27 protein-coding genes are annotated in these 23,668 nt (G+C 53.0%); 23 read left to right on the top strand and 4 right to left on the bottom strand.

Going from position 1 to position 23,668, the window contains the following annotated elements; all coding sequences use genetic code 11:
- Positions 1 to 17: 17 nt before the first annotated feature.
- From CPZ25_RS02990 to CPZ25_RS03000, 3 genes are read right to left on the bottom strand one after another with little or no spacing between them, the layout of a single operon-like run.
- Positions 18 to 2,195: a YhgE/Pip domain-containing protein gene (locus CPZ25_RS02990; protein WP_096919918.1), complete on the bottom strand. Its 2,178-nt coding sequence runs from the start codon at positions 2,193 to 2,195 to the stop codon at positions 18 to 20.
- Complete coding sequence (locus CPZ25_RS02995; RefSeq protein ID WP_096919917.1) at positions 2,192 to 4,744, bottom strand: YhgE/Pip domain-containing protein; 2,553 nt, start codon at positions 4,742 to 4,744, stop codon at positions 2,192 to 2,194. The genes CPZ25_RS02990 and CPZ25_RS02995 overlap by 4 nt, the downstream gene beginning before the upstream one ends.
- 1 nt (position 4,745) lies before the next feature.
- Entirely contained in the window at positions 4,746 to 5,180 is a 435-nt protein-coding gene (locus CPZ25_RS03000; RefSeq protein WP_058694675.1) for a MarR family winged helix-turn-helix transcriptional regulator, read from the bottom strand.
- A gap of 227 nt (positions 5,181 to 5,407) precedes the next feature.
- On the opposite strand from CPZ25_RS03000, the gene CPZ25_RS03005 reads away from it, so the two are divergent.
- Together CPZ25_RS03005 and ilvB are read left to right on the top strand one after the other, a co-directional pair.
- Complete coding sequence (locus tag CPZ25_RS03005) at positions 5,408 to 5,986, top strand: TetR/AcrR family transcriptional regulator (protein ID WP_058694674.1); 579 nt, start codon at positions 5,408 to 5,410, stop codon at positions 5,984 to 5,986.
- 78 nt (positions 5,987 to 6,064) lie between these two features.
- Positions 6,065 to 7,783 carry a biosynthetic-type acetolactate synthase large subunit gene (ilvB, locus tag CPZ25_RS03010; protein WP_096919916.1) on the top strand — a complete coding sequence of 573 codons (1,719 nt, stop codon included), beginning with the start codon at positions 6,065 to 6,067 and terminating at the stop codon, positions 7,781 to 7,783.
- Positions 7,784 to 7,793: 10 nt separating this feature from the next.
- On the opposite strand, the gene CPZ25_RS03015 is transcribed toward ilvB, so the two are convergent.
- The gene (locus CPZ25_RS03015; RefSeq protein WP_058694672.1) at positions 7,794 to 8,402 is read right to left on the bottom strand and encodes a LysE/ArgO family amino acid transporter; all 609 of its coding nucleotides are present in this window, start codon (positions 8,400 to 8,402) and stop codon (positions 7,794 to 7,796) included.
- A 115-nt stretch (positions 8,403 to 8,517) separates the two neighbouring features.
- Between CPZ25_RS03015 and CPZ25_RS03020 the strand changes: the two genes are divergently transcribed.
- The 21 genes from CPZ25_RS03020 to CPZ25_RS03110 all read left to right on the top strand — a co-directional run bounded on the left by CPZ25_RS03020 (position 8,518) and on the right by CPZ25_RS03110 (position 23,567).
- Positions 8,518 to 10,005 carry an aminotransferase-like domain-containing protein gene (locus tag CPZ25_RS03020; RefSeq protein WP_096919915.1) on the top strand — a complete coding sequence of 496 codons (1,488 nt, stop codon included), beginning with the start codon at positions 8,518 to 8,520 and terminating at the stop codon, positions 10,003 to 10,005.
- A 371-nt stretch (positions 10,006 to 10,376) separates the two neighbouring features.
- Complete coding sequence (locus CPZ25_RS03025; RefSeq protein ID WP_058694670.1) at positions 10,377 to 10,610, top strand: DUF1659 domain-containing protein; 234 nt, start codon at positions 10,377 to 10,379, stop codon at positions 10,608 to 10,610.
- 42 nt (positions 10,611 to 10,652) lie between these two features.
- The gene (locus tag CPZ25_RS03030) at positions 10,653 to 10,886 is read left to right on the top strand and encodes a DUF2922 domain-containing protein (protein ID WP_058694669.1); all 234 of its coding nucleotides are present in this window, start codon (positions 10,653 to 10,655) and stop codon (positions 10,884 to 10,886) included.
- Between the two features lie 194 nt (positions 10,887 to 11,080).
- Complete coding sequence (locus tag CPZ25_RS03035) at positions 11,081 to 11,620, top strand: helix-turn-helix domain-containing protein (protein WP_096919914.1); 540 nt, start codon at positions 11,081 to 11,083, stop codon at positions 11,618 to 11,620.
- 113 nt (positions 11,621 to 11,733) lie between these two features.
- Positions 11,734 to 12,363: a CatB-related O-acetyltransferase gene (locus CPZ25_RS03040; protein ID WP_096919913.1), complete on the top strand. Its 630-nt coding sequence runs from the start codon at positions 11,734 to 11,736 to the stop codon at positions 12,361 to 12,363.
- A gap of 146 nt (positions 12,364 to 12,509) precedes the next feature.
- Positions 12,510 to 12,845, top strand: coding sequence for a CGGC domain-containing protein (locus tag CPZ25_RS03045; protein WP_096919912.1), 336 nt, complete (start codon positions 12,510 to 12,512; stop codon positions 12,843 to 12,845).
- Positions 12,846 to 12,900: 55 nt separating this feature from the next.
- Positions 12,901 to 13,344 carry an HTH domain-containing protein gene (locus tag CPZ25_RS03050; protein ID WP_120785068.1) on the top strand — a complete coding sequence of 148 codons (444 nt, stop codon included), beginning with the start codon at positions 12,901 to 12,903 and terminating at the stop codon, positions 13,342 to 13,344.
- Between the two features lie 30 nt (positions 13,345 to 13,374).
- A complete protein-coding gene (locus CPZ25_RS03055; RefSeq protein WP_096919911.1) occupies positions 13,375 to 13,908 on the top strand; it encodes a methylated-DNA--[protein]-cysteine S-methyltransferase in 534 nt (177 codons plus the stop codon).
- Positions 13,909 to 13,964: 56 nt separating this feature from the next.
- Positions 13,965 to 14,843 carry a LysR family transcriptional regulator gene (locus CPZ25_RS03060; protein WP_096919910.1) on the top strand — a complete coding sequence of 293 codons (879 nt, stop codon included), beginning with the start codon at positions 13,965 to 13,967 and terminating at the stop codon, positions 14,841 to 14,843.
- Positions 14,844 to 14,999: 156 nt separating this feature from the next.
- On the top strand, positions 15,000 to 15,818 hold the full coding sequence (locus CPZ25_RS03065) for an SDR family oxidoreductase (protein ID WP_096919909.1): 819 nt from the start codon (positions 15,000 to 15,002) through the stop codon (positions 15,816 to 15,818).
- A 98-nt stretch (positions 15,819 to 15,916) separates the two neighbouring features.
- The gene (locus CPZ25_RS20330) at positions 15,917 to 16,093 is read left to right on the top strand and encodes a hypothetical protein (protein WP_167495145.1); all 177 of its coding nucleotides are present in this window, start codon (positions 15,917 to 15,919) and stop codon (positions 16,091 to 16,093) included.
- Positions 16,094 to 16,214: 121 nt separating this feature from the next.
- Positions 16,215 to 18,275 (top strand): penicillin-binding transpeptidase domain-containing protein, encoded by a 2,061-nt coding sequence (locus CPZ25_RS03070; RefSeq protein WP_096919908.1) that lies wholly within the window; start codon positions 16,215 to 16,217, stop codon positions 18,273 to 18,275.
- A 151-nt stretch (positions 18,276 to 18,426) separates the two neighbouring features.
- Positions 18,427 to 18,603: a hypothetical protein gene (locus tag CPZ25_RS20335; protein WP_167495146.1), complete on the top strand. Its 177-nt coding sequence runs from the start codon at positions 18,427 to 18,429 to the stop codon at positions 18,601 to 18,603.
- A complete protein-coding gene (locus CPZ25_RS03075) occupies positions 18,594 to 19,241 on the top strand; it encodes a GNAT family N-acetyltransferase (protein ID WP_096919907.1) in 648 nt (215 codons plus the stop codon). Before CPZ25_RS20335 ends, CPZ25_RS03075 begins: the two co-directional genes overlap by 10 nt.
- Before the next feature lie 54 nt (positions 19,242 to 19,295).
- A complete protein-coding gene (locus CPZ25_RS03080) occupies positions 19,296 to 20,240 on the top strand; it encodes a DMT family transporter (protein ID WP_096919906.1) in 945 nt (314 codons plus the stop codon).
- Between the two features lie 74 nt (positions 20,241 to 20,314).
- Positions 20,315 to 20,659 carry a TIGR04076 family protein gene (locus tag CPZ25_RS03085; protein WP_058696381.1) on the top strand — a complete coding sequence of 115 codons (345 nt, stop codon included), beginning with the start codon at positions 20,315 to 20,317 and terminating at the stop codon, positions 20,657 to 20,659.
- A gap of 421 nt (positions 20,660 to 21,080) precedes the next feature.
- The gene (locus tag CPZ25_RS03090) at positions 21,081 to 21,668 is read left to right on the top strand and encodes a DUF6431 domain-containing protein (protein ID WP_096919905.1); all 588 of its coding nucleotides are present in this window, start codon (positions 21,081 to 21,083) and stop codon (positions 21,666 to 21,668) included.
- Between the two features lie 70 nt (positions 21,669 to 21,738).
- A complete protein-coding gene (locus CPZ25_RS03095; protein ID WP_074616895.1) occupies positions 21,739 to 22,578 on the top strand; it encodes a phage regulatory protein/antirepressor Ant in 840 nt (279 codons plus the stop codon).
- Positions 22,562 to 23,119, top strand: a complete 558-nt coding sequence (locus CPZ25_RS03100) for a hypothetical protein (protein WP_096919904.1) — start codon at positions 22,562 to 22,564, stop codon at positions 23,117 to 23,119. The genes CPZ25_RS03095 and CPZ25_RS03100 overlap by 17 nt, the downstream gene beginning before the upstream one ends.
- The gene (locus tag CPZ25_RS03105) at positions 23,107 to 23,328 is read left to right on the top strand and encodes a hypothetical protein (protein WP_058694655.1); all 222 of its coding nucleotides are present in this window, start codon (positions 23,107 to 23,109) and stop codon (positions 23,326 to 23,328) included. Before CPZ25_RS03100 ends, CPZ25_RS03105 begins: the two co-directional genes overlap by 13 nt.
- Positions 23,325 to 23,567, top strand: coding sequence for a helix-turn-helix transcriptional regulator (locus CPZ25_RS03110; RefSeq protein WP_058694654.1), 243 nt, complete (start codon positions 23,325 to 23,327; stop codon positions 23,565 to 23,567). Before CPZ25_RS03105 ends, CPZ25_RS03110 begins: the two co-directional genes overlap by 4 nt.
- The last annotated feature ends 101 nt before the right edge of the window (positions 23,568 to 23,668 follow it).

Here is a 23,668-nt window from a genome sequence, read left to right on the forward strand (position 1 = left end):
GTGCTCCTTTTTCCGTTTTACATGAGATGGGTGCTTTCCAGCTTCTCGGTAAAGGTGTGGTTGAGCCGGATAACCGGTTTTCTGAGCACCAGGCCCAGAAGCAGGGAAGGGATCAGGAAGATGGCCAGATAGCCCATCTCGATCCAGTAGGTGTTCTGGTACATGCCGGCAATGCACTCACGCATGGCGTTCATGCTGTGGGCAAAGGGCATGAGCGGGTAGAGCCTCTGGAAGAACTCTGGGAGCACCTCGATGGGGAAGCTGCCACCGGAGCCTGCGACCTGGATAACCATCAGGACAACCGCGATGGCCTTGCCCACATCCCCGAAGGAGACCGTAAGGGTATAGATGAGATGGACATAGACAATGCTCGTGAGCCAGCCTGTGAGCAGAAAGAGAATGGGATGCTCACACTGAATTCCGAGAAAGAAAAGATCCCCCAGAACGATGATGGTGCTTTGGATCAGCCCCAGAATCAGAAAGGTGATGTACCGGCCAAAATAGGCGTGGTGGGGCTTGAGCGAGAGGGCCTTTTCCGTTTTTTCCGAGACATTTACGCTGATCATGGCCACGAGCACAACGCCGCCGACCCAGATGGCCAGAGTTGTGTAAAAGGGCGCCATGGCGGAGCCGTAATTAGCCACAGGGTAGATTTTTTCGGTTTTAAGCTCGACCGGTGCTGCCAGAAAGCTGCTGAGCTCGGCAGGACTGCCGGAGAGCAGCGTCTCGATTTCAGCCATGTCGCCGCTGGCGGCTGCGTTCTCAACCTCCTTGAGCACACTGCTCAGTTTTGCCTTCACGGCGTCCAGCTGGTCGGCCGAGCGGGTCAGAAGGTCCTTTGCCGTACCCAGGTCCGAAGCGGTCTCGCCGGAAAGGGCAGCGATGCTGCGGACACTGCCGTTTAGCTGGCCGAGGACGCCGGCCACCTCGCCGCTGCCAAAATCGAGGCTTGAGAACAGCGTGTCCAGCTGCGGCTTCAGATTGGTTTGATAATCATTTTTTACGTCGCCCATCAGGCCGCTGGCCTCATCGGCCAGGCCTTTGAGGGCTTTGTAATCCGCCTCTGCCATGCCAGTGGTTTCTGAAATATCCGCCACGGTTTCTGTCAGCTTATCCCGCAGGGCTTCCTGCTGGCTGATGATCTGGTTCAGCCTGCCAATCACAGGCTGGAGCGCGGGGGCCATATCCGGGTAGGCATCGCTTAGCTTTTGAATGGTATCTCTAAGCTCGGTATCGTGGTCGATGAGAAGCTGAACCTCATCGGCCAGGCTGTCCAGGCTTTTGGCGGCTTCCCCGGCGTTTTGGCTCACAGAAGAGAAGGCTTTGTCGATCTCGGCTGAGATTTTCTGGTAGCTCTCGCCGCTCACATCAAAGATGGTCCCAATGCCCTGGGAGGCTGTGTTCATGGCGCCCTGAAGGCCCTGGGCGGTGCGCTCTGTCTCTTGCAGAATGCCTGAGCTCTCTGAGACGCTGTCGCCGGAGGTTTCAAGAAAGCCGGCGGTGGAGGACAGAACCTTCTGGGTGGATTCGGTCATGGCCGCAAAGGCCCGCACTGTTTTCGCGGAGGTTTCCACCTCGCCCTCTATGCGCTGGAGGTTTGTCCTGAGGCTGTCGGTCAAAGACTGGCTGCCCTGCCTGTCCGCGGCCTGATAGACAGATTGCAGTGCCTCGAGGGCGATTTCGGACACCTTTTCCACAAAGAGGCTGTTGACCTGCTCCTGGACAGCAGTCGCCCCTTTATCGGTCACCTTGGGGGCGATGGCGTTTTCTTTCTCGTTCGTGTAATAGATAATGGCGCTCTTTTTAATATCGGAGGAAAACAGGCTCATGATGTTGGCGCTGAAATCCTCGGGTATCACGATGGCGGCGTAGTAAGCGCCGGACTTCACGCCCTCCAGGGCTTCGTCCCGGCCTGTAAACTGCCAGTCCATCTGGTCGTTGGCTTTCAGGGCGTTTACCACCTCGTCGCCCACGTTCATGCTCATGGAGAGGATCTCCCCGTGATAGCCCGCGTCGGTGTTGGCCACCGCGATTTTGATGTCCTTTGTATTGCTGTAGGGGTCCCAGCTCCCGGCGATATTAAACCAGGCGTACATGGCAGGCACAACGCAGACGCCCATCACGACAATGAGGGCAATGGTGTTATTCCGGATACGGCTGACGTCTCCGGTAAATATTTTCAAGATTTTTTTCATTTTTCTGTTCCTTTCCAGCCGTCCTTAAACATTGCCCGGATTTCCTCATCGGTCATGTCGGAGAGCTGCTGCTCCATTTCAAACTGCTTGCGCATTTTATCCCGGAAATACTCGAGACAGATAAGGTATACCGAGATGCCGATCAGGGATATAATCCACAGCACCAGATAGACAATTTTCGAGTCCAGGCTGAACATGAGCACCATGAACACAAGGGGCAGGATGAACATGAGCAGAAATCCCGCCTTTATCTTTTTGCGGTAGCTCTCCTCAAAGGCGGCCTGGCGGGCCTCCCGTTCTTCGGCTGTCCGGCCCTCCACAGCCAAGGCTCTTGCGATAATGGAGATGGGATCCTTTTTCTGCCGGATACCGCCCTCGGTCTCGCTGACCATCATCCCAGTTTCGGAGAGCCGCCTGTCAAAAAAGTGATTGAGGTTTAAGAGCAGCGGCCTGAGCCCCAGCCCGATGACAAAGGCCACAGGGATAAAGATGAGCAGGTGGAGCAAATCCGAAACATAGTGAGCCGCGTAGACACCTGCCACTGCCTCGCGCATGGCGTTGATGCCATAGGTGAAGGGCAGCAGGGGATGGACCGCCTGAAAGAAGCCCGGCGTCATCTCGATGGGGTAGGTACCCGCGGAGCCGGGAATCTGTAAAATGACGAGAATCACGCAGATGGCCTTTCCAATATGCTTGAAGGTGACTGAAAGAGCATAGATCAGGTTCACATAGACAAAAGAGGCCAGCAGTCCGGCCAGAATAAAGGCGGCCGGGCTCTCACACTGGATTTTCATCAGGAGCAGGTCTCCGAGGCATACCACAAACCCCTGCAGAAGGCCGACGGTGATATACAAAAGCCACCGGCCAAAGTAGGCCCGGGTGGGCGTCAGGTTTTTGATGCTTTCATCCTCGTCCACCTCCAGCTTAAAGATGGCGATCAGAACAATACCGCCAACCCAGATGGCCAGGTTGCTGTAAAAAGGCGCGAGGGCAGAGCCGTAATTAGCGACGGGGTAGATTTTTTGAGTCTCGACCTCCACGGGGGATTCCATAAACTCTGCGACCTGCTCGGGCTGGATGCCCGTGGTTGAGAGAAAATTCTGATAGAGTCTGGAGTTTTTAATGGCGCTTAAATCTGTGGAGACCCGGCTGAGCTGCCCGGTAAGGTCCACCAGGACACCCTGGGTGCTGTCAAGGGCGTTCTGCGCTTCTGTCAGCGCAGTGCCCAGGTCGTCGAGGATTCCCTGGAGCTGGTTGGCCGCCGGGGTGACCCCGTTCAGAATCCCGGCGGTTTTCCCGGAGAGGGCGGCAAAGCTATCGAGAGTCTGGTTGACCTGCGGCAGGAGGCTTTGCTGGAACTGGGTGTTAACCCCTTTGAGGGATTCACCGCCGTCTGTGGCAATCTGGTTCAGGTTCTTTCGCGTTTCGGAGGTCTGGGTAATCATGGTTTTAACGCTGGCGTTGCCGGTCTCCAGGCGGCCAAGGATTTTCTGCTGGCGCTCAATTTCGGATTCCAGCGACTGGATCAGCCTGGCAAGCTCCGGAGAGGGGCGCTCTTCGTTGAGCTTTTTCAGCGCGTCCACGATCTCCTGATTGACAGAAAGCATCTGCTCTGCTGAGGTGATGCTGCTCTCAAACCCCGCGTTGATCTTAAGGGCCTGGGCCTCCAGGTTTCCCAGCTGTGACGCGGCCGTCCCGTTTATCTGTCCCAGAACGCCCTGTCCCTGGCTCAGGATATTTGACAGGCTGCCTGAAAATTTTCCAACGCTTTCACGGCTCTGGCTCAGACGGGCCTGCGCGCTTTCGAGGCCCTGCTGGCCCGAGGCGGCGGCGTCCTTAAGGCTGTCGAGGGTGGTTCTGCCGCCGTCTACGGCGCCCTGTCCCTCAGAGACAGTTCCCCTGAAGTTTTCCAGCAGCACACGGTAAGTGTCCAGATCGCTCCGGGTCGTGTCGATGGCAGAGGTGATGTCCGCGCTGGCCTGGTTGAGCTTTCCGGATATGCCCACTGCCGAAGCGGTCATGACCTTTGACACGCTCTCAGAGGCCACTGAGGAAAAGGCGCTCTTGATTTCCTCCTCCAGGGTCTGAGCGCCAGTATCGGTGATCTTGGGCGCAATGGCGTTTTTCTTCTCGTTGACATAGTAGATGATCTCAGATTTCTCAATCCGGCCGTTTAAAAACTCGGTCAGCCGGCTGCTGAAGTCCTCGGGGATAATGATGGCCGCATAGTATTTGCCGGATTTTACGCCCTCGACAGCCTTCTCAGTATCGACAAAAGTCCAGCCAAGCTGGTCGTTTTCCTTAAGATTCGCGATGATCTCGTCGCCGGCGTTGAGATCGCCCGCAACCGTGTTTTTGGTTCCGGTATCCTCGTTGGCGACGGCGACCTTGATGCCCTTTGTATTGCTGTAGGGGTCGTAGTTTGCCCCGATGTTAAACCATGCGTAAAGGGAGGGAATCACAATAATACCGATGGTTACAATGAGCGCGAAGCGGTTTTTACAGAGCCGCCGGACGTCTCTTTTAAAGATATTCCATATTTGTTTCACATTACACCTCTGCGATATTATGATACATTTTTTCAAGATACACTTTCAGGTTTGCCCTCTCCTCAGAGGTAAACCCCTCGAGCAGGTGGTCTTCGATCGCCTTCTTTTTTTCGAGAACGCCCTTAATCAGCGGGTCGTCCTGACGGGTTGGCGCCACCGTTTTCAGGCGCTTATCCTGTTTGCTGACCGCGGTCTCGATAAAGCCCTTGAGCTCCATGGACTTTAAGATACTGATCACTGTGGAGTGGCTCAGCCGCATATAGCGCTGAATATCCTTCTGTGTGGTTTCCTCATGATGATAACGCGCCTCCATTAAGAAGAGCAGAATTTTAAGCTGCTGCATGGTCAGGTTAAACTGCTTAAAGTCCCGGTTGACCCGGCAGACAATGGCGTCACTGAGATTTTTGACCAGCAGGCTGATTTCATCGTTTTCCATTTTCCATCCTCCGTAGCAATATGTCGTATACAACATATTTTAATTTTTAATGAATATTTTGTCAAGTAGGACATATTCTCAACTTATGCGGTTTGACCGGTTTTTATGTGGAAAGGCGGTGCCTGGAGCACAGCACGATTTTGCGCTGTGCTTTTCTTTTGTTGACATGGGCCCGGATCTTCGTATATAATGGATGAAAGTAAGCACTTGCATTGGAGGTGGAGCCTTTGGACGAGACGAAACAGAAAATTATGGACGCAACCATGGAGCTGGTGCGGGATAAGGGGTATGCAGCCACGACCACCAAGGATATCGCGCGGGAGGCCGGGGTGAACGAGTGCACCATTTTCCGCAAATTCAGAGGAAAGAAGGATATTATTCTGAGCGCCATGGAGGAAAAACGGTGGCGGCCGGAACCCGGGCCGGGTATTTTAGAAAAGGTAACCTATGCGCTTGAGCCGGACCTCAGACTTTTTATGCGCACCTATCTGGAACAGATCACCGCTGATTTTGTGGGGCTCTCCATTGGGCTGCGCGCCCCGCAGATCTATGAGGAGACAGCCCCGCTGATTATGAAGACACCGAAGTCCTTTATGGACGCTTTAAAGGCGTATTTTAAGGAGATGGCAGCCCGGGGGAAAATCGCGGAGACAGATTTTGACTGTCTGGCTATGACCATCTTTTCCGCAACCTTTGGCTATACCTTTCTCACAGCGTCCTTTGAGAACCGGCTGACACCGGTTGAGCAGGAGGCTTATATCGAAAAAAGCGTGTCCCTTTTTGTCAGGGGCATTGAGCGGCAGTAAAGTGCGGCACCTTCTTTCCAGAGGGTGCCAAAAAAATAACCAGAATGCAAGCAAGTGCTTGCATTTAAGGAGGGAATTATGAAAATAACCGGAGCAGCCTTATTTACCAAGGCTCTGAAAGCAGAGGGGGTTGATATGATTTTCGGGTATCCCGGAGGGCAGGCCATTGACCTGTTTGACGCGCTGTACGATCACCCGTCCATTGAGGTGATCCTGCCAAGGCACGAGCAGGGGCTTGCCCACGCAGCCGATGGCTACGCGCGCTCTACGGGAAAGACAGGGGTCTGCCTTGTGACCAGCGGTCCCGGCGCCACCAATCTGGTCACAGGTATCGCCACTGCCAATTACGACAGCGTACCGCTGGTCTGCTTTACCGGCCAGGTGGCAACTGAGCTGCTGGGCAGGGACGCTTTCCAGGAGGTGGATATTGTGAGTATCTCTGGGAGTATTACCAAATACGCGGTCACGGTTTTACGGCGTGAGGACCTGGCCGGTGAGATCAGAAAGGCCTTCCTCCTTGCCAAAAGCGGTAAGCCCGGCGCGGTGGTGGTCGATATTCCAAAGGACGTGCAGCAGGCTCTCGGAAGCGACGCCTACACGCCTTCTGGAACGGTGACACAGCCAGAAAACCCGCCAGCGCCTGATAATACCTGGGCAGAAGAGGTGGCCGGCCTGCTCGCAAAGGCCAAACGCCCGCTAATTTTGGCGGGCGGCGGCGTGCATATTGCCGGTGCGTCAGCCGCGCTCCAGTCCTTTTCGCGAAAGACCGGAATTCCAGTTGTCACCACCATTATGGGCCGGGGAGCGCTGCCGACAAAACATCCGCTGTATGTTGGCAATATCGGTATCCACGGCAGCTTTGCGGCCAATTCGGCAGTGTCGGCCTGCGATGTGCTGCTGGCGGTAGGCACCCGCCTGAATGACCGCATAACCGGACGCACAGCGGATTTTGCGAAGAACGCGAAGCTTATCCATATCGATATTGAACCATCCGTTCTGTCCAGAAATGTGCCGGCATACCTGGCCGTGACAGCGGACGCGGGCGATGCTCTGACCGCCCTGGAAAGGCACGCGGTCCTGACCGCCTGCCTGCGCTGGCGCCGGCAGATTGGGGAGTGGCAGGCCCTTTATCCGCTTGGCATGGCGGGTGAGGGGCTGACGCCACAGCGGATCATCGAGGCGGTCAACGCGCTGCTGCCCGAAGCCATCGTGGTAACAGATGTGGGCCAAAACCAGCTCTGGACCACCCAGTTCCTTGAGCACAGGGGCGGCAGGCGTCTCATCACCTCTGGCGGACTGGGCACCATGGGCTATGGGCTGCCTGCCGCCATCGGGGCCAGCCTGGGAAATCCAGGAAGCAGGGTCGTGGCCATCATGGGGGACGGCGGACTTCAGATGGTCAGCCAGGAGCTGGCCACCGCAGTGGTCTACGGCCTGCCTGTTATCATCTGTGTGCTTAACAACGGCTGGCTGGGTAATGTGCGGCAGTGGCAGGAGCTTTTTTACGCAAAGCGTTACTCGAGCACCTGCCTCAGGGCCAGGAGGGACTGTCCGCCCTGCTGCTCCGGTCCGTCGGAAAACTGTCCGGAGTATACGCCTGATTTTATCCGTCTGGCCGAGAGCTATGGGATGTCCGCCCAGCGGGTCACGGGTGTGGAAGCCGTGAGGCCGGCCCTTGAAAAAGCCGCTGGCTACGCGGCTGGTCCGTCGCTCATCGAGTTTAGGCTCGAGGCGGGCGCCAATGTCCTGCCCATTGTGCCTCCTGGCAATGCGCTGGATGAAATGGAGGGGATATAAAAAAGGCGGCCTAAGCCACCATTTTGACAAAGCTGAGAAGCAGCTTCAGCCCATAAAAAATAATGACCACACCGCAGATTATATTGATGACCCGCAGTACCCGGTCGTTGAATTTATGGCTGAACAGGGTAATGAAAGCTGTCAGGCCCAAAAACCAGAGGCAGGAGGCTGAGGCGACCCCGGCGATAAAGGCGAGGCCCTGCTCTGCGGGCAGCGTGACCCGGAAAGCGCCCAGCATCATGGTGCCATCGATGATGGCCTGGGGATTGAGCCAGGTGACCACAAAGGCTGTGGCCGCCACCTGGCGCAGCGGCAGGTTTACATCCCCGGATGTATCCAGGGTACCCTTACCCCGCAGCAGGCTGATGCCGATTCCAATGACGATGACGCTGCCCGAAAGCAGCACAAGCTTCTGTACCCAGGGAAACTGCTCCATGAGCGCGCCGACGCCAAAGAAACAGGCTAAAGCCAGTGAGATATCAAAAAAGATAACAATCAGTGCGGTAACTGCGGAACGCCTGCGGCTCTGTGTGAGCGCTGTATTGATGACAAACAGATTTTGAAGACCGATGGGGGCCACGTAAGCCAGGCCCATGGTCAGCCCTTGAAGAAAATGCATAAAGACCTCCTGATACCAACCAAAAACGTAATGTTATGCTATAATTATACGTATCAAAAGCGGCTGTGTACACAGCCAAAATCATAAAAGGAACCCAACCAAAAAGGAGAGGCCTATGCAAACTTCTAAGATACTTCAAACCGTTTCTTTCGACTGGAAGCCGGACAAAAATTCCGGCGTGCCCCTGTATGTGCAGATTGTCCGCTATGTCAGCGGCCAGGTAGCCTCAGGCCACTGGGGCGTGGGCACGCGCCTGCCCTCGCAGCGGAACATGGCTCAGGCCCTCGGCGTCAACCGCAGCACAGTGGTCACCGCCATGGAGGAGCTGGCTGCCATCGGTCTGGTGGAGGGCAGGGGAAGCGGCGGCACCCGCATTGCCAGCGACACCTGGTCGGTGCTGCTGTCTGGGGCAGCGCCGGACTGGGGGCGCTATATCCGGTCGGGCAGCTTTCAGGCCAACCAGCCCACGGTCCAGACCATTAACCGCCTGGAGTTTGAGGACTATGTGCGCCTGGGCACCGGGGAGCTGTCGCCAGCGCTCTTTCCTGAGGAGATGATGCGCCGCGTCCTTGAAAAGCTGGCCCGGAGGACACCACCTCTCCATTATCTGGAACCCTTGGGACTGCCAGAGCTCCGGCACGTCCTATCTGAGCGTCTGGCAGACCAGGGAATCACAGCGCCTCCCTCGGGCATCCTCATCACCTCCGGGTCACTTCAGGGACTGCAGCTTATTTCTGTGGGGATTTTAAGCCCATCCTCCCGGGTTTTTACCGAAGCGCCCACCTATCTGAAATCCCTCCAGGTCTTTCAGTCTGCGGGGATGTCCATCACCGGCATTCCCATGGACGGAGAGGGGCTGCTCTACCGCGAGCTGGAAAGGTATCAGAAGGCCCCGGGAAAAAACAGTGAAAACCAGCTGCTCTATACCATTCCTTCCTACCAGAACCCAACCGGCACCCTCATGAGCGAGGAACGCCGGGCCGGACTTTTTGAGTTCTGCCAGAAAAACCGGCTGCCGGTCATCGAGGACAACGCCTACAGTGAGCTGTGGCTGGACAGTCCGCCGCCCGCCTCTCTGAAGGCAAGGGATAAAAGCGGTATGGTGCTTTCGCTGGGAACGCTGTCCAAGACTCTGGCGCCGGGCCTGCGGATCGGATGGATCGCCGGGCCGGAATCCGTGGTGCGCCGCCTGGGGGATATTAAAATGCAAACAGACTATGGCGCAAGCTCACTGTCACAGTGGGCGGCGGCGGAATTTCTGACAAGCGGCCTGTACGATACCTACCTGCATGGTCTCAGAAAGGAGCTGAGAAAAAGGCGGGCCGCGGCGCTGCGGGTGCTGGCGGACTACTTTAAAGGCCTGGCGGACTGGAATGTGCCAGAGGGCGGCTTTTATGTCTGGCTGCGGTTTAAAAGCTCTTTGTCCATTGACCGCCTGTTTAAAAAGGCGCTGGAGCACCGAATCCTTTTAAACCCTGGCAGTATCTATGATTTCTCGCCCAACCATGCTCTGCGCATTTCCTACGCCTACGAACCGCCTGAGGCTTTCAGAAAAGCCATGAAAACCCTGGCGGATCTGGGACGCGGTCTGGACAGTCTTTAACTTCCGGTCAGCGCGGCAGGGAGGGCTGAACAGGACACCCCCGCCGGGTCAGACCAGGACAGGGCAGGGCGTTTTAAACTGCCGCCCTCTTCACAAGGACAGGCCTCCTGCGCCTGTCTTTGGCATGACACCTCTGGCCGTCCGGCTTTCACAAAATCCGGACGGCTTTTTTTGCGTCCTCAGACGGCCCGCCGACGCGGGGCGGTTTTCTTCCTATTAGAATAAATATAAATGCGTAAATAATAAATGAATTAAGGGATGTACAGAGGCCTGCGCCAAAGCTGACAAACCCGCCAGTTTCAGGTGTCCATAGGCAGCGGGAGCAGGCGGATGGTATACTAAAGCCATCAAAACGAAAGGAGATATTCACGATGGCCTATGAAAGACAGAAGCTGAAAAATGAGCTCAAGATCTATCTGAATTATGGAGAAGAAGGCGGTAAAATCAAGAAAAAGCTTAAGACCTTTGGTGGTCTGAGCACCGATGAAGCCATTGCCACACCCGAGGCGGTGGTGCGCACCGCCAAAGCTCTGGGCACCCTGATGGACCCCATCATCAGCGATATTACCAATGTGATGTATTACGATAATATAGAGACTGCCTGACACGGCGTTTAAATCAAGTCAGAAAATGAGAAAGGAGAAAAGATGGAAACTGTCACCACAAAAAGCCTGGACCTGGAATTTCTGCTGGAAAACGGCGATACTGATACCCTGAGCCTGCCCGACTATCTGGACGGGCTTACCGAGGAGCAGATCACCGCAGCGGCCGGCATCGTCATTGCCCAGAATATCTTTCAGCCCGGCGGCTTTGGCTACCAGAAGCTCAAGAGCTACGAATATGTCGATAAAACCGTCCGAAAGACCGAGCTGGAGATCTGACGACGCATTCCCGGGGCACGGCACACTTTTGTGCTGTGCCCTCTTATTATAGCCGCGCCCGTAAAAACACCGGCAGTCTGACACCACAATAAAGGCCTTTGCCACCTCAGGTTGCGGATATGCAAGCAGTAGCTGCTGGACGGCCGGGGCGCTTTCGGTTAAAATGAGAGAAAAGGGGACGGAGGTGTTTAAAAATGGGCTTTGGAGAAAATCTAAGGCAGCTCCGGAGGGAGCGGCGGCTCTCCCAGGAGGAGCTGGCCGAACGGCTCATGGTCAGCCGTCAGGCTGTATCGAAATGGGAGCAGGGCAATGGTTATCCCGAGGTCGAAAAACTGCTTTTGCTGTCAGAGGCGCTGGACGTATCACTGGACCGCCTGATGGCCGAGAGCGCAGAGGAGCCGGAAATGCACGCTGCCTCCAGAGACAGCAGGCAGCCCGGGCGGATCCTGATCGACTCCTTTGATGGAAAGTCAGTTGTGAGCTGCTACCGGGTGCAGGCATCGCCCCGGTTCAGGACAGGAAAGGATGAGCCAAAATACGCTCTTTTCGGCGTGGACAACAGCTCATTTTGGGGAGAAAACACGACTGTTCTGGGCTGGTATGACGGCGAGGAGGCCCTTGAACAGGAAATCCAGGAAATCAAAAAAGCCCTGGCCGGGGGCTGTGTCTCCTATACGCTTAAGTATGCGGTTAAGGTAAAAAGGCGATGGGGGAAAATAAAGATTGTGAAGTAGAGGCGTCTGTGTTATGCTTGAGGCAACTGAAAAGAGAGGTGGTATTTCTTGAAACGCTGCATTGCACTGACTGGAATAGCCTGAAAATAGTTTAACACAACAGGAGGATTAAAATGACTATTCCAGAGAAAAAAATCTATCCCCGTACGGGTGACAGACAAACCATTTATCTAAAGGATGTTATCACCAACCCTGACATAACGGTTGGCGACTATACCATGTATAACGATTTTACCAAGGACCCCATATTGTTTGAGAAGAACAATGTGCTATACCAGTACCCCATCAACCACGACCGGCTGGTGATCGGAAAATTCTGTTCCATCGCCTGCGGCGCGCGTTTCCTGTTTAACAGCGCGAACCACACCATGCGCTCGCTCTCAACCTATCCCTTTCCGCTTTTCTTTGAAGAGTGGGGCCTCGATTCAAAGGATGTGACCGCGGCCTGGGACAACAAAGGGGACATCGTTGTCGGCAATGATGTCTGGATCGGCTATGAGGCAGTCGTGCTGGCCGGCGTGACCATCGGCGACGGCGCCGTGATCGGTACACGGGCGGTGGTCACAAAGGATGTTCCGCCCTACACCATTGTAGGCGGAGTGCCTGCACAGCCCATCAAAAAACGGTTTCCCGACAAGGCCGTCGCCGATCTGCTTGAAATAAGGTGGTGGGACTGGCCCAGAGAAAAAATCGCCCGGAACCTCACCGCCATTCAGGAGGGCCGTACCGGAGAGCTGAAGTAAAATTCATACGGTCAGAGAAGCGGAGGCACAGCACATTTTTGCGCTGTGCCTCTTGTTTTATGTTATACTAAAGCCATAGTTAGGTTTGGTCCGCTTGGAGGCATGATGTCTTTTTGCGGCTGTGAGAGCATAAAGGAGGTTATACAATGAAGCTAGGCATTATCCGATGTATGCAGACAGAAGATTTCTGTCCCGGAACAATGGATTTTAAGGTGATTAAAGAGCGGAAAGGCACCTTTGAGGATGTGACAGAGGATATCGAAATTATCGGCTTTACAAACTGCGGCGGCTGCCCGGCAAAGAAAGCTGTTCTCAGGGCGAGAGAGCTTGTAAAAAGAGGCGCGGATACCATTGCCTTTGCCTCCTGCATTCAGAAAGGCAACCCCATCGGCTATCCATGCCCCTTCGCCAGGAAAATGAAAGAGATCGTTCAAAAAGACCTGAGGGATGAGAATATCCGGTTTCTGAATTATACGCATTGAGAGAGGGCAGCTTTGGAACTGTCGTAAGGCAATAAAACCTGCTTGGAGGAATTCGATGAATATTGAAAAAATCCCTTTTAGTATCATCTCTGACTGGCTGAAAGCCCTGATCGCGGATTATGAGCTCAGCCTTGAGATGCTTTCAAATTATCTTTCACTAACAAACGAACAGGTTCTTTGCCTTTCGGATGGCAAGCTGGATTTTCTTTCAGACGAAAAGCTGGATAAAGGCCGTCTTTTTGATAAAGTCTCTGGCCTGTATCTCAGCGCCACAGAGGATAAAGACCTTAAATTAGCCGGATTTCTGGATGTATTAATCACGCATCATCACCTGTCACAGAAGACGATCGCCAGAATGGCCGGCGTTGAAGAAAAAGATGTCGCGTGTCTTTTGCGGGATCAGCCCGGACTTGTTCCGGAGAGCGCAAAATACCGCATCGCGGTGACGGTGATGTCGCTGCGGTTCTTCTTAAAGGAGGCTGAACCGGATGCTTATTAAATCCAATAAATACACAGGAGGTACCAGACAATGATTTACACAGATCAATACGCTTCGCCCCTGGGCAAAGTTACAATGGCCAGCGACGGCTCGGCGCTGACAGGGCTTTGGTTTGACGGGCAGAAATACTTCGGCGACACGCTGACAGAACAATGTGAGCCGGGAAAGCTGTCTGTTTTTGATACCACAAAGCAGTGGCTGGATATTTATTTTCAGGGGAAGGCGCCCGATTTCACACCGCCGCTGCTGTTTAACGCCAGCCCCTTTCGCGAGGCGGTATGGGCTATATTGCTCTCAATCCCTTATGGGCAGACCATGACCTACGGGGAAATCGCGGATAAAATCGCAAAGCAGAAGGGCGCTGCCAGAATGTCCGCGCAGGCGGTCGGCGGCGCTGTGGGGCACAACCCCATTTCCATCATTGTGCCCTGCCACAGGGTCGTGGGAACAAATGGCAGCCTGACAGGCTACGCAGGAGGTATTGATAAAAAAGTGAAGCTGCTCACACTGGAAAAAACAGAGATGTCCGCCTTTTTTATTCCCAAAAAAGGAACGGCGCTGTAGGGGCATTGTTTAAGGAAAAATCAAAAATGCAATTTTTATTTTAAGGGGGTATGCGCTTGCTTCGTCAAATTAAATATTTTCAAGCAGTGGTGCGTAATAACAGCTTTTCAGAAGCAGCAGAAGCGTGTAATATCTCACAGTCGGCTATGTCCCAGCAGATCCAGGCACTGGAAAGGGAACTTGGTTTCCAACTTCTGGAAAGGAAAAAACGAAAATTTGAGCTCACGCCATCTGGAGAATACTTCTATAAAAAAAGTATAATTCTCACCGCAGATTATGAGCGCATCTGCAGAGAGGCCGCCAAAATCGCCCATGGTGATGAATCAGTTCTGAGTATTGGCTATCTGCGCAGCTATAACGGACAGGCGTTTTTCAAGGCTATAGACAAATTCGCTTCGGATTATTCCGATATAATGGTCAAAACAGTACCTGGTAACCATGAAGAATTATTTCAAGCGCTGCGAGCCGGCGACGTGGATTTAGTCTTTAATGACCAGCGGCGGGCTTTTTCCGATGAGTATGTAAATGTCATTTTAGATAGAAGCAATCTTTATGTAGGTATTTCAATGCGCAGTCCTTTTGCAGAACTAAAATCCGTAACACTGAGTGAATTAAAAAATACGCCCTGTGTTTTGGTCGCTTCTGCTGAGCAACAGATGGCTGAAGAAATCTATTATCGTGATGTGATAGGATTTCAAGGCGATTTCCTGTTCGCGGAAAATACGGAGGAGGCGAAATTATCAGTGGTCGGCGATAATGGTTTTACACTGACAAATGGGGAAAACCATAACCGTGAGATCGAAGACCTGATTTGCCACATTCCTTTATTTCGCGGCGGCAACCAAATGTTCCAGACATATTGTGCTTTTTGGAAAAAAGAGCATTGTGAAAAAGAGATAGAAACTTTTGTAGATATTTTAAAAAAGCAGTTCTAGTTTTTCGAAAAAAATATTTAGCTGTTCTCATACTTGGGGAACAGCTTTTTGTATTAGAAAAACTTATTAAATCGTCCCGAAAATCGAATTGATTTCATAAATCTGCGTATACTATAATATATTTAGAAAATAATTGATGAAAAGAGGTATATGATAATGAAAAAAGAAGTTATGCTATGGACTGGAGCTGGTCAGATTGGTATGGCTATCGCACGTAGAATGGGATATGGTAAAAAAATTATAGTGGGTGATAAAAAAATGGAAAATGCAAAATTGGCGGCTAGTCTGATGAATGAAGTAGGCTTTGACGTGACGCCGCTTACAATGGATTTAGGATCGAGAGAATCCATTCTGCGCATGATAGCTTGCGCAGAAAGTAGCGGCGAGATCACAGCGTTTATAAATGCTGCTGGCGTGTCACCCAGCCAGGCGTCTGTTGAGACTATTCTAAAGGTTGATTTATATGGAACGGCAGTGCTTCTGGAGGAGGTAGGAAAGGTGATCGCTTGTGGCGGTGCGGGAGTGACTATTTCCAGTCAGTCAGGGCACCGCATGCCTCAATTAACACCAGAAGAAGACAGGCAGCTTGCATGCACACCAACAGAAAAATTACTGGATTTAAAAATTCTTCAGCCTGAAAATATCAAAGACGCACTTCACGCCTACCAGATAGCAAAACGTTGTAACGAAAAGCGCGTTATGGCAGAGGCTGTAAAATGGGGAAAAAGAGGCGCGCGGATCAATTCTATTTCGCCGGGGATCATTGTAACACCTCTGGCCATTGATGAATTTAATGGTCCCCGTGGCGATTTTTATAAGAATATGTTTGCGAATTGTCCTGCGGGCCGGCCTGGTACGGCCGATGAGGTGGCAAATGTCGCAGAGCTTTTAATGAGTGAACGTGCTGCGTTTATTACAGGTTCAGATTTTCTGATTGACGGCGGTGCGACAGCCGCTTATTTCTATGGAGCGTAAAAGATGTACCTGACTAAAACACGCATGCGTCAGCTGACTACGCTGCTGCCCAAAGCTGCAAAGCCAAAATGTGAAGCGGTATCAATGGAGAATTGAAAATGGAAAATGGAGAATGTCGGAACACTTTCGCCCTGGCGGGGGCGATTAAAAATGCGGCCGCCGGCCGCATCGCATCAAATCTGCCGGTGGCAGATTTGCACCTGAACTTTCCACTATCCACTTTCAACTTTCAACTTAAAAAACCTCTTTTTAAGACTTTAACTTCTGCCGATTAAGTTTTTTGACAGCCTGAGCACAGCATATAATGACGCTGTGCTTTTTCAATCTTCAGTTACAATGTGTCTTTTAACCTAAAATGTGATATAATTGTTATAAATTCAATAGAGGAGGATAAAAATGCATCGTTTAAAAAAGTATTTGCCTTTTTTGATGGGCGGTATCGTGTTGTTGGCTGTATTGATCGCTCTGGCTGTCTGGAATAACCGGCAGACACCAGAATGGGTATTGAACCGGTATATGCAATATGTCAATGAAGGTCAGTATGAGGCGGTGTATGACGAGCTGCTATCCGATAAAGCCAAGAGCTACACGGATCGGCAGACCTTTATTGACCAGTATCGAAATATTTACGGCGGCATTGAGGCCCGGAATATAAAAATGAGCAATCTCGAAAAAAGCGATGAGAGCACAGATAACTACACCTATCTCAAATATGATTATGAAATGGACACAGTCGCCGGTCATTATATGGGAGGTACCAGCGCGCGCATCACGAAAAAGCCGGGGGGCTGGGCCATTGAATGGAATGAGGGCATGCTTATTCCCGGCTTTTCGAAGTGGCAGACTGTATCGGTGGTGCCGGCCAAAGCGGAGCGCGGGAGCATTTATGACCGCAACGGGAACCTCCTGGCTGGAAAAGGGGAGGTCCTGGAGGTTGGCATTGTCCCGGGAAAGCTGAGCGCTGAAACGAGGGACGCTGATCTTCAAACCATGGCGGCTCTGCTCGGTATGAAAACAGAGGATATCCAGTCAAAGCTTTCCCAAAGCTGGGTAACCGATGACGTGCGTGTGCCTGTCACCACCCTTGATGAAAAAGACACCACGCTCGAAGCACAGCTTTTAGGGATTGCCGGTATCTACACAGACACCACCGAAGTACGGACCTATCCGTATGGCGAAAAGGCCTCGCAGCTCACCGGCTACGTGCAGGGAATATCGGCTGAGGAGCTGGAGGCTCGTGGAGATGAGGGGTATACAGAGAGCTCTGTCATTGGAAAGACAGGCCTGGAGGCAGCCTTCGAAAACAGGCTCAGAGGAAAGGACGGCTGTAAGATTCTGGTTGATCAGGGAGGCGTTGACAATTATCAGGATGCAGCGGGAAACTGGATTCAGAGGCCGAGGATATGGACCCTTGCCGAGGACCCTGCCGAAAAGGGGGAGGATATTACGGTTACCATTGACGCCTCGATCCAGACCAGACTTTATGACGCGTTTGCATCTGATAAAAGCGGTTCTGTGGCCATGAACCCTAAAACAGGCGAGGTGCTGGCGCTTGTCAGCACGCCCTCCTTTGACGCCAATGCTTTTATCAGCGGATTTTCCGAGGAAGCGTGGAACGCGCTGAGTACAGACGCCTCAATGCCCCTTCAAAACCGTTTTGGGGCAGCCTACGCGCCGGGCTCGTCCTTTAAACCGCTCACCGCGGGTGTGGGCATGACAAGCGGAAAGCTTGATCCCGGCACGGATTTTGGCGCAAGCGGTACCAGCTGGCAGAAAGACCCCTCCTGGGGAGACGTGATGATTACAACACTCCAGAGCTATGACGGGCCGGCCAATCTTGAAAACGCGCTGATTTACTCGGATAATATCTATTTTGCCAAAGCGGCGCTCCAGATAGGCGGCTCGGCCTTTAAAGAGGGATTAGAAAAGGCTGGCTTTGGTCAGGAACTGGATTTCCCATTGCCGCTGACCAAGTCCCAGGTTTCCAATTCAGGCGATTTCGCGGATGAAGGGCAGCTGGCTCAGAGCGGCTATGGACAGGGCGAGGTGCTGGTTAATCCGGTACACATGGCATCAGCCTACTCGGCCTTTGTCAATGGCGGCAGCATGGTTAAACCGGTTCTGGAGTACAGCGGAACCCCGCAGTTCTGGTATCTGAACGCTTTCTCCAAAGAGGCTGCCGACACCATTCGCGATGATCTGATCCAAGTGGTTGAAAACCCGGCCGGCACTGCCCACGAAGCCCATATGGACGGGGTGACGCTGGCAGGTAAAACGGGTACAGCGGAAATTAAAGCCTCTCAGGAGGATACAGGCGGTACTGAGATCGGCTGGTTCAATGCGTTTATCGCTGACCCGGACAGTCCAGAGCAGCTTCTGGTGGTGAGCATGGTGGAGGACGTCAAGGAACGCGGCGGCAGCCATTACCTTGTGCCAAAGGTACGAAACATCTTCTGATTTATAAAAAGCCTGATAAACAAAAACATCCTGTTTATCAGGCTTCTTTTTATGCTATACTTACCTTAGATAAAAAAGCCGCAGAACTTCGGGGCTTTGCGCGACGCTGCCATAGGTGTTCTGAAAAAACAATAGAAAGGAATGATTTGACATGCTGATTAAATTTGATGAGATTGAGGAAATAACCATCCCACATTTAAACGACGGCGCGGGCGTGGTGTCCGCAAAAATGTATATGGAGCCGTCCAACAAGATTATGGTCAGCCGCCTGCCAGCGCGTCCATCGGTATGCACGCTCATACCACGCAGGAGTAGCTTATGGAAATAAAATTGAGATGTGAGCAGACCAAAGATTACCGTGAAACTGAGGCAGTAACCCGGGAGGCGTTCTGGAATCACTACGCACCGGGATGCTTTGAGCACTATCTGGTGCATGTCATGCGGGACAGCCCTGCTTTTCTGCCTGGGCTGGCTTTTGTCGCTCTGGATGGCGATAAGATTATCGGAAATGTGATGTGCGTGAAATCCATTATTCAAGGAGATGATGGAAAAGCCTGTGAGGTTCTAACTTTAGGACCGATTTCTGTTCTGCCTGAATATCAGAAAAAGGGGATCGGCGGCAGAATGCTCAGACAGGTCAGGGCCAAGGCCTGTAAAATGGGGTACCGGGCGATTTTACTGTATGGCGATCCGGATTACTACACAAAGCAGGGCTTTGTCCCTGCCGAAAACTACAATATCCGAACTGCGGACAACATGTACGCCGCGGCGCTTCAAGTCTGCGAATTGCGTGTCCATGCCCTGGAGGGCGTACAGGGGCGTTTTATTGAGGACACTGTCTATGATATTTCTGAGACGAAGGCAGAAGCATTTGACAGACAGTTTCCGTTTAAGGAAAAGTGCAGCGGTACCCCATCACAGCAGAAATTTGAAAAAATTGTCAGGATGAGAAGAAAAGCAGATTAGAATGAGAATCGAAATGGACACAGCCACAAGGCTGTATAGATAAGGAATGAAATCGTGGAAAAAAAGAAAATAATCAAAGGCTGCCTGTGCGCTGTTTTCTGTGAGATACTTTTTGGGCTGAGCTATTTATTCACAAAGCACGCCACCACATCGGTCAGCCCACTGACGCTGCTGAGCTGGCGGTTTCTCGTTGCTTTTCTGGTCATTAACCTGTGTGTGGCCGCCGGGGTGGTCAAGGTCCGCCTGAGGGGAAAACGGCTGCTGCCTTTGTTTTGGATTGCCATTTTTCAGCCGGTTATCTATTTCGCCGGCGAGACGGCAGGCATTAACCTGACAACGGCCTCTGAAAGCGGCGCAGTCCTCTCCATCATACCGGCCGCCACCTTAATGGCTGGAGCGCTGATTTTAAGGGAAAAGCCCACGAAATTGCAGGTAACAGGTGTGTGCGTCACCATGGCCGGGGTGATGGTCTGTGTCCTCTCTAAGGGAATGGAGGCTTCCTTTAACCCGACGGGATACCTCATGCTGCTGATGGCAGTGGTTTCCTACAGCCTGTATTCTGTTTTCTCTGAGCGGGCCGTTTCTTTTTCCAGTGCGGAAAAAACCTATGTGATGATCGCTTTCGGCGCCATCGCTTTTACGGCCGCCGCTCTTGCGCAGAGCCTGCGGACCGGCACCCTGCCGGAATTTTTATCCGCGCCCTTTGCAAACCCCAGCCTTTTAGCCGCAGTTCTGTACCAGGGCATTGGCTGCTCGATCATGGCCTTTTTACTTTATAATCTGGCCATCGCTTATATTGGGACCAACCGATCCGCATCCTTTGTGGGGATATCCACTGTGGTTTCCATTCTGGCGGGCGTCGTTTTTCTAAAAGAGCGGTTTTCTGTGCTTCAGGCGGCCGGAACCTTTTTTGTCATCGGCGGCGTCTATCTGGCGAATCTGACGCGCGGCAGTGAACGGCCTCACCTCAACGAAAAGAAAACGAAAAAGGCTGAGTGAACCTGCCGAGGGAGTTTTTAACCATCCCCCTGTCGGAAAGCCATTACCATAAATATTTTAAGGAGGCAATTATTATGAAAAAAGTTAAAATTACGGTTCTCAGAACAATGCTCAATCAGGACCTGGCCGAGGAATACGGCGTGGACGGCCTCACCGCCTGTCCCATGCTCAGGGAGGGGCAGGTCTTTTATGCCGACTACGCAAAGCCTGAAGGGCTCTGTGACGAGGCCTGGAAAGCCATCTACCAGTACGCTTTTGCCCTGGCCCACGGCGCGGATAAGGAGCTGTTTTATTACGGTGACTGGATCAAAAAACCCGGTGTGGCCATCTGCAGCTGTAACGACGGGCTTCGGCCTGTTATATTCAAGCTGGAAGCCACCGACGCGGAGGGCCAGATCAGTTATACGCCAGTGCGTTAGGGCGGGTACCTGAAAAGCAGGAACAGACTCCTGCTTTTTTATTTTGCTCAGGAATCCTGGCATCGCGCTGGATAAGAAATTTGAGGAGCTGCTTTATTTTACCGCCTTCACCCCATCCTCCGGTAGCATGAATTTTTTTCGGAAATACCGCGGTTTATGGCAAAAAAGGTTACCCTTTCTGATAAAAATGTGTTAAAATAAAAGCACATTACTTAAAGAGAAAAATATCATACTCAAATTAAAACAAAGGGGAGAGTCATGCAGGGAGGCGCTTGTATCCATCTGTTCCCGCCATATACCGGGCATAATCGAATAAAACACTAAAGGGACACTTGCTGTCACCCGAAAAGGAACTGAAGGCTGAGCGCTGGCGGTTCCTTTTTTATTGTCAAAAACTTAACATCCCAGCGGGAGCGGCAACATGCTGATCTCAAAGGGAAGACTGGAGCTGGTGGAGGAGACCCTGAAGGAGGATGGGAAAACCCCGCTGAACTACTATCAATTCATCTATGGCGAAATGCCCCGCTGCCCCGATTGCGGCGCGCCCATGCACGAAAGAGAGCGTCTCACCGGTAAAAAAGCCCGGGGCTTTACCGGTATGGATGGCATCGAGAGTAAGGTGGAGATACGCCGCGTGGTCTGTGACAATAAAGCCTGTTATAATCATAACCACCCCAAACGCGACCTTCCTGACATCCTGGTGCCCTACAGCCATTACGACGCCGAAGTGCACCAGGCAGTTGCCGACGGCAGCACCGAGGTGCCCTGCACGCCAGGCACGATCCGGCGGCTGCTCAAAAAGATGGCGGACCAGCTCATGCTGTTCTTATGGGCGCTCACCCAGCTGGGGATTCGCCTGACCTTTTGTGAAGAGGATGGTAAAGCCCGGGATTTCTGGTCCGCCCTGCGGGCCGCGACGGCAGGATTTGAGCGCTGGTACCTCCTGGCGCTCAAAATGACCGTTAACCGATTTGGTGCTTTGCACTGGCAATGCAGCGACACAGGGTAAGCCAGCGTGATAAGATGCCTGTATCATCCAATAAGCGATGAAATTTCAAATCAAAACTGGAGGTACAGTGATGAAAGAAAACAAAGAGCGCCCGGAAAAAGACCGTGGCCTTGTTCATTGTGCAAAAAATCAGGAAATAATGGAAAATACGGCTCCGGCAGACCTGTCCGCAGCCAATGTGGTGGTCACCCTGTGCGGTGAGCAGCCCGTGGTATCCAGCCGGCGGGTGGCCGCGGATTTTGGCAAGGAGCATAAGAGTGTGCTGCGGCGCATTGCCCAGCTCAACCGTGAGACCACAGCGCAGAATTGTGCCGGTCTCTTTATCCCCTGGTCCTACGCCGACGCGGCGGGCAGAAAGCGCAAGGCTTACCAGATCACCCGGGACGGCTTTACCCTGCTCATCATGAGCTTTACCGGCGCCCGGGCGCTGGAGTGGAAGATCCGCTACATGCAGGCCTTTAATCAGATGGAGGAAAGGCTGCGCTCCGAAAGGCCCGCGCTGCCCGAGGGCGACGCCCTCATGGCCATGGCGGTGCTGGAGGCAAAGGATATCATCAAAAACCTGAAACCTGAGGCCGACTATGCCCGAAAAGTCCTCGACAACCAGGCCCTGACGCCCATTACCGGCATCGCCAAGGATTACGGCATGACTGCTGAGTTCATGAACCGTCTTCTGCACAGCCTGGGCGTGCAGTACCGCATCGGCAAACGCTGGTATCTTTATTCGGATTACCAGGCCGAGGGCTACGCAGCCACCAAGTCAGACACCATTTATAAAAAGGACGGCACTGCCAAGGTGGTGGAGAGCCTGCAGTGGACGCCCAAAGGCCGGCGCTTCCTGTACGAGCTGCTGGCAGAAAACAACCTGTATCCTGTACTGGAGCGTGGACAGCATGAATCTTCTGACTGAATTTCTGGCCTTCTTTGCCTGGCTGAGCCGCCACCCCAAAAGGGCGCTGGAATACAAGGGCTTCTGGGTTTACCTGCTGTATCAGAACAACCAGAGCGCCGTGAGAGATGCGGCGGGGGACTGGCACTGGCCCGTATGGTTTGAGGTGGATAACCCCGGGCTCAAGGCTTTTTTAAACCTGGAGGACCGGCGGCAGATCGCCTATTACCGAGGCCGCCTGATCCGGGACGGCCGCATCGATTACCGGAAAACCGGCGGCGGCTACCAGTACGCTCTGAAGCCCTTTGACCACAAAACCGTCCAGACGGCCATCCGCCTGGAAGACCACACCAGCCTGAGCGTATGGACCACGGCAGGGGATAAAGCCGCGCGTCCTGTAAAAGATCATAATCCCTGCGGCTTCTGGATTCCGCCCGCCCTGTCCGAGGAGGAGCGGAGGGCTCTTGCCCTGAAATACCCGGACGATGTCCAGCGGTTCTGGGCTGAGCAGGCTCTGAGAGAACAAAAAGCAAGGGAGGAGGAAGAAAAATGGGCTTACTAAAGGATACCTACGCCGATCTCTACGGCGAGCGGTTTGACACCAACCCCGCCTATACCGATTACGACTGCATGGCCGAGGGCGCCCTGCACATCAGCCTGAGAGCGCGCACCCTGTCTGAGGCTGAGGATGCCTTTGCCGAGCTGCTGGACAATGCCGAGGACGATGTGCCCGGCCTGGTGCTCAGGCTTCAGTGGGTGGACGAGCAATGAGCGGCAGCGAGCTGGCCCGCTGGGTCCGTGACAACAGACGCTCCAGGGGCCTCACGCAGCCTCAGCTTGCGGAAGCTGTGGGCGTGAGCCATAAAACCATCTTCAGGGCTGAGCGGGGAGAGTCCCTCAGCGCCTATACCCTGGATCAGCTTACCCGGTACTTCGGCAGCCCCCTGCCCAAGGAAAAAGCCTGCACTGCCGGCCATTTTGTGCTGACCATCTACAGCGAATATCTGTGATGGTATTCTGGCACGGCACATTTTTGCGCCGTGCTTTTTTAATACAAAAAAAGTTTTCTTAAATTAAATCCTCAGGGCTTCCTCAAACGTTATATAATACA

The organism is Eubacterium maltosivorans (genome assembly GCF_002441855.2).
Classification (GTDB): Bacteria; Bacillota; Clostridia; order Eubacteriales; family Eubacteriaceae; genus Eubacterium; species Eubacterium maltosivorans.

Bases quoted from the DNA above. Each gene is read 5' to 3' on its own strand.
- CPZ25_RS03105 (WP_058694655.1), top strand. From the start codon at position 23,107: ATGGGCTTACTAAAGGATACCTACGCCGATCTCTACGGCGAGCGGTTT.
- CPZ25_RS03090 (WP_096919905.1), top strand. From the start codon at position 21,081: ATGCTGATCTCAAAGGGAAGACTGGAGCTGGTGGAGGAGACCCTGAAG.
- CPZ25_RS03050 (WP_120785068.1), top strand. From the start codon at position 12,901: ATGAATATTGAAAAAATCCCTTTTAGTATCATCTCTGACTGGCTGAAA.
- CPZ25_RS03070 (WP_096919908.1), top strand. From the start codon at position 16,215: ATGCATCGTTTAAAAAAGTATTTGCCTTTTTTGATGGGCGGTATCGTG.
- CPZ25_RS03030 (WP_058694669.1), top strand. From the start codon at position 10,653: ATGGAAACTGTCACCACAAAAAGCCTGGACCTGGAATTTCTGCTGGAA.
- CPZ25_RS03000 (WP_058694675.1), bottom strand. From the start codon at position 5,180: ATGGAAAACGATGAAATCAGCCTGCTGGTCAAAAATCTCAGTGACGCC.
- CPZ25_RS03095 (WP_074616895.1), top strand. From the start codon at position 21,739: ATGAAAGAAAACAAAGAGCGCCCGGAAAAAGACCGTGGCCTTGTTCAT.
- CPZ25_RS03065 (WP_096919909.1), top strand. From the start codon at position 15,000: ATGAAAAAAGAAGTTATGCTATGGACTGGAGCTGGTCAGATTGGTATG.
- CPZ25_RS03100 (WP_096919904.1), top strand. From the start codon at position 22,562: ATGAATCTTCTGACTGAATTTCTGGCCTTCTTTGCCTGGCTGAGCCGC.
- CPZ25_RS03045 (WP_096919912.1), top strand. From the start codon at position 12,510: ATGAAGCTAGGCATTATCCGATGTATGCAGACAGAAGATTTCTGTCCC.
- ilvB (WP_096919916.1), top strand. From the start codon at position 6,065: ATGAAAATAACCGGAGCAGCCTTATTTACCAAGGCTCTGAAAGCAGAG.
- CPZ25_RS03055 (WP_096919911.1), top strand. From the start codon at position 13,375: ATGATTTACACAGATCAATACGCTTCGCCCCTGGGCAAAGTTACAATG.
- CPZ25_RS03015 (WP_058694672.1), bottom strand. From the start codon at position 8,402: ATGCATTTTCTTCAAGGGCTGACCATGGGCCTGGCTTACGTGGCCCCC.
- CPZ25_RS03085 (WP_058696381.1), top strand. From the start codon at position 20,315: ATGAAAAAAGTTAAAATTACGGTTCTCAGAACAATGCTCAATCAGGAC.
- CPZ25_RS03025 (WP_058694670.1), top strand. From the start codon at position 10,377: ATGGCCTATGAAAGACAGAAGCTGAAAAATGAGCTCAAGATCTATCTG.
- CPZ25_RS03035 (WP_096919914.1), top strand. From the start codon at position 11,081: ATGGGCTTTGGAGAAAATCTAAGGCAGCTCCGGAGGGAGCGGCGGCTC.
- CPZ25_RS03110 (WP_058694654.1), top strand. From the start codon at position 23,325: ATGAGCGGCAGCGAGCTGGCCCGCTGGGTCCGTGACAACAGACGCTCC.
- CPZ25_RS20330 (WP_167495145.1), top strand. From the start codon at position 15,917: ATGGAAAATGGAGAATGTCGGAACACTTTCGCCCTGGCGGGGGCGATT.
- CPZ25_RS03040 (WP_096919913.1), top strand. From the start codon at position 11,734: ATGACTATTCCAGAGAAAAAAATCTATCCCCGTACGGGTGACAGACAA.
- CPZ25_RS03075 (WP_096919907.1), top strand. From the start codon at position 18,594: ATGGAAATAAAATTGAGATGTGAGCAGACCAAAGATTACCGTGAAACT.
- CPZ25_RS02990 (WP_096919918.1), bottom strand. From the start codon at position 2,195: ATGAAAAAAATCTTGAAAATATTTACCGGAGACGTCAGCCGTATCCGG.
- CPZ25_RS03020 (WP_096919915.1), top strand. From the start codon at position 8,518: ATGCAAACTTCTAAGATACTTCAAACCGTTTCTTTCGACTGGAAGCCG.
- CPZ25_RS20335 (WP_167495146.1), top strand. From the start codon at position 18,427: ATGCTGATTAAATTTGATGAGATTGAGGAAATAACCATCCCACATTTA.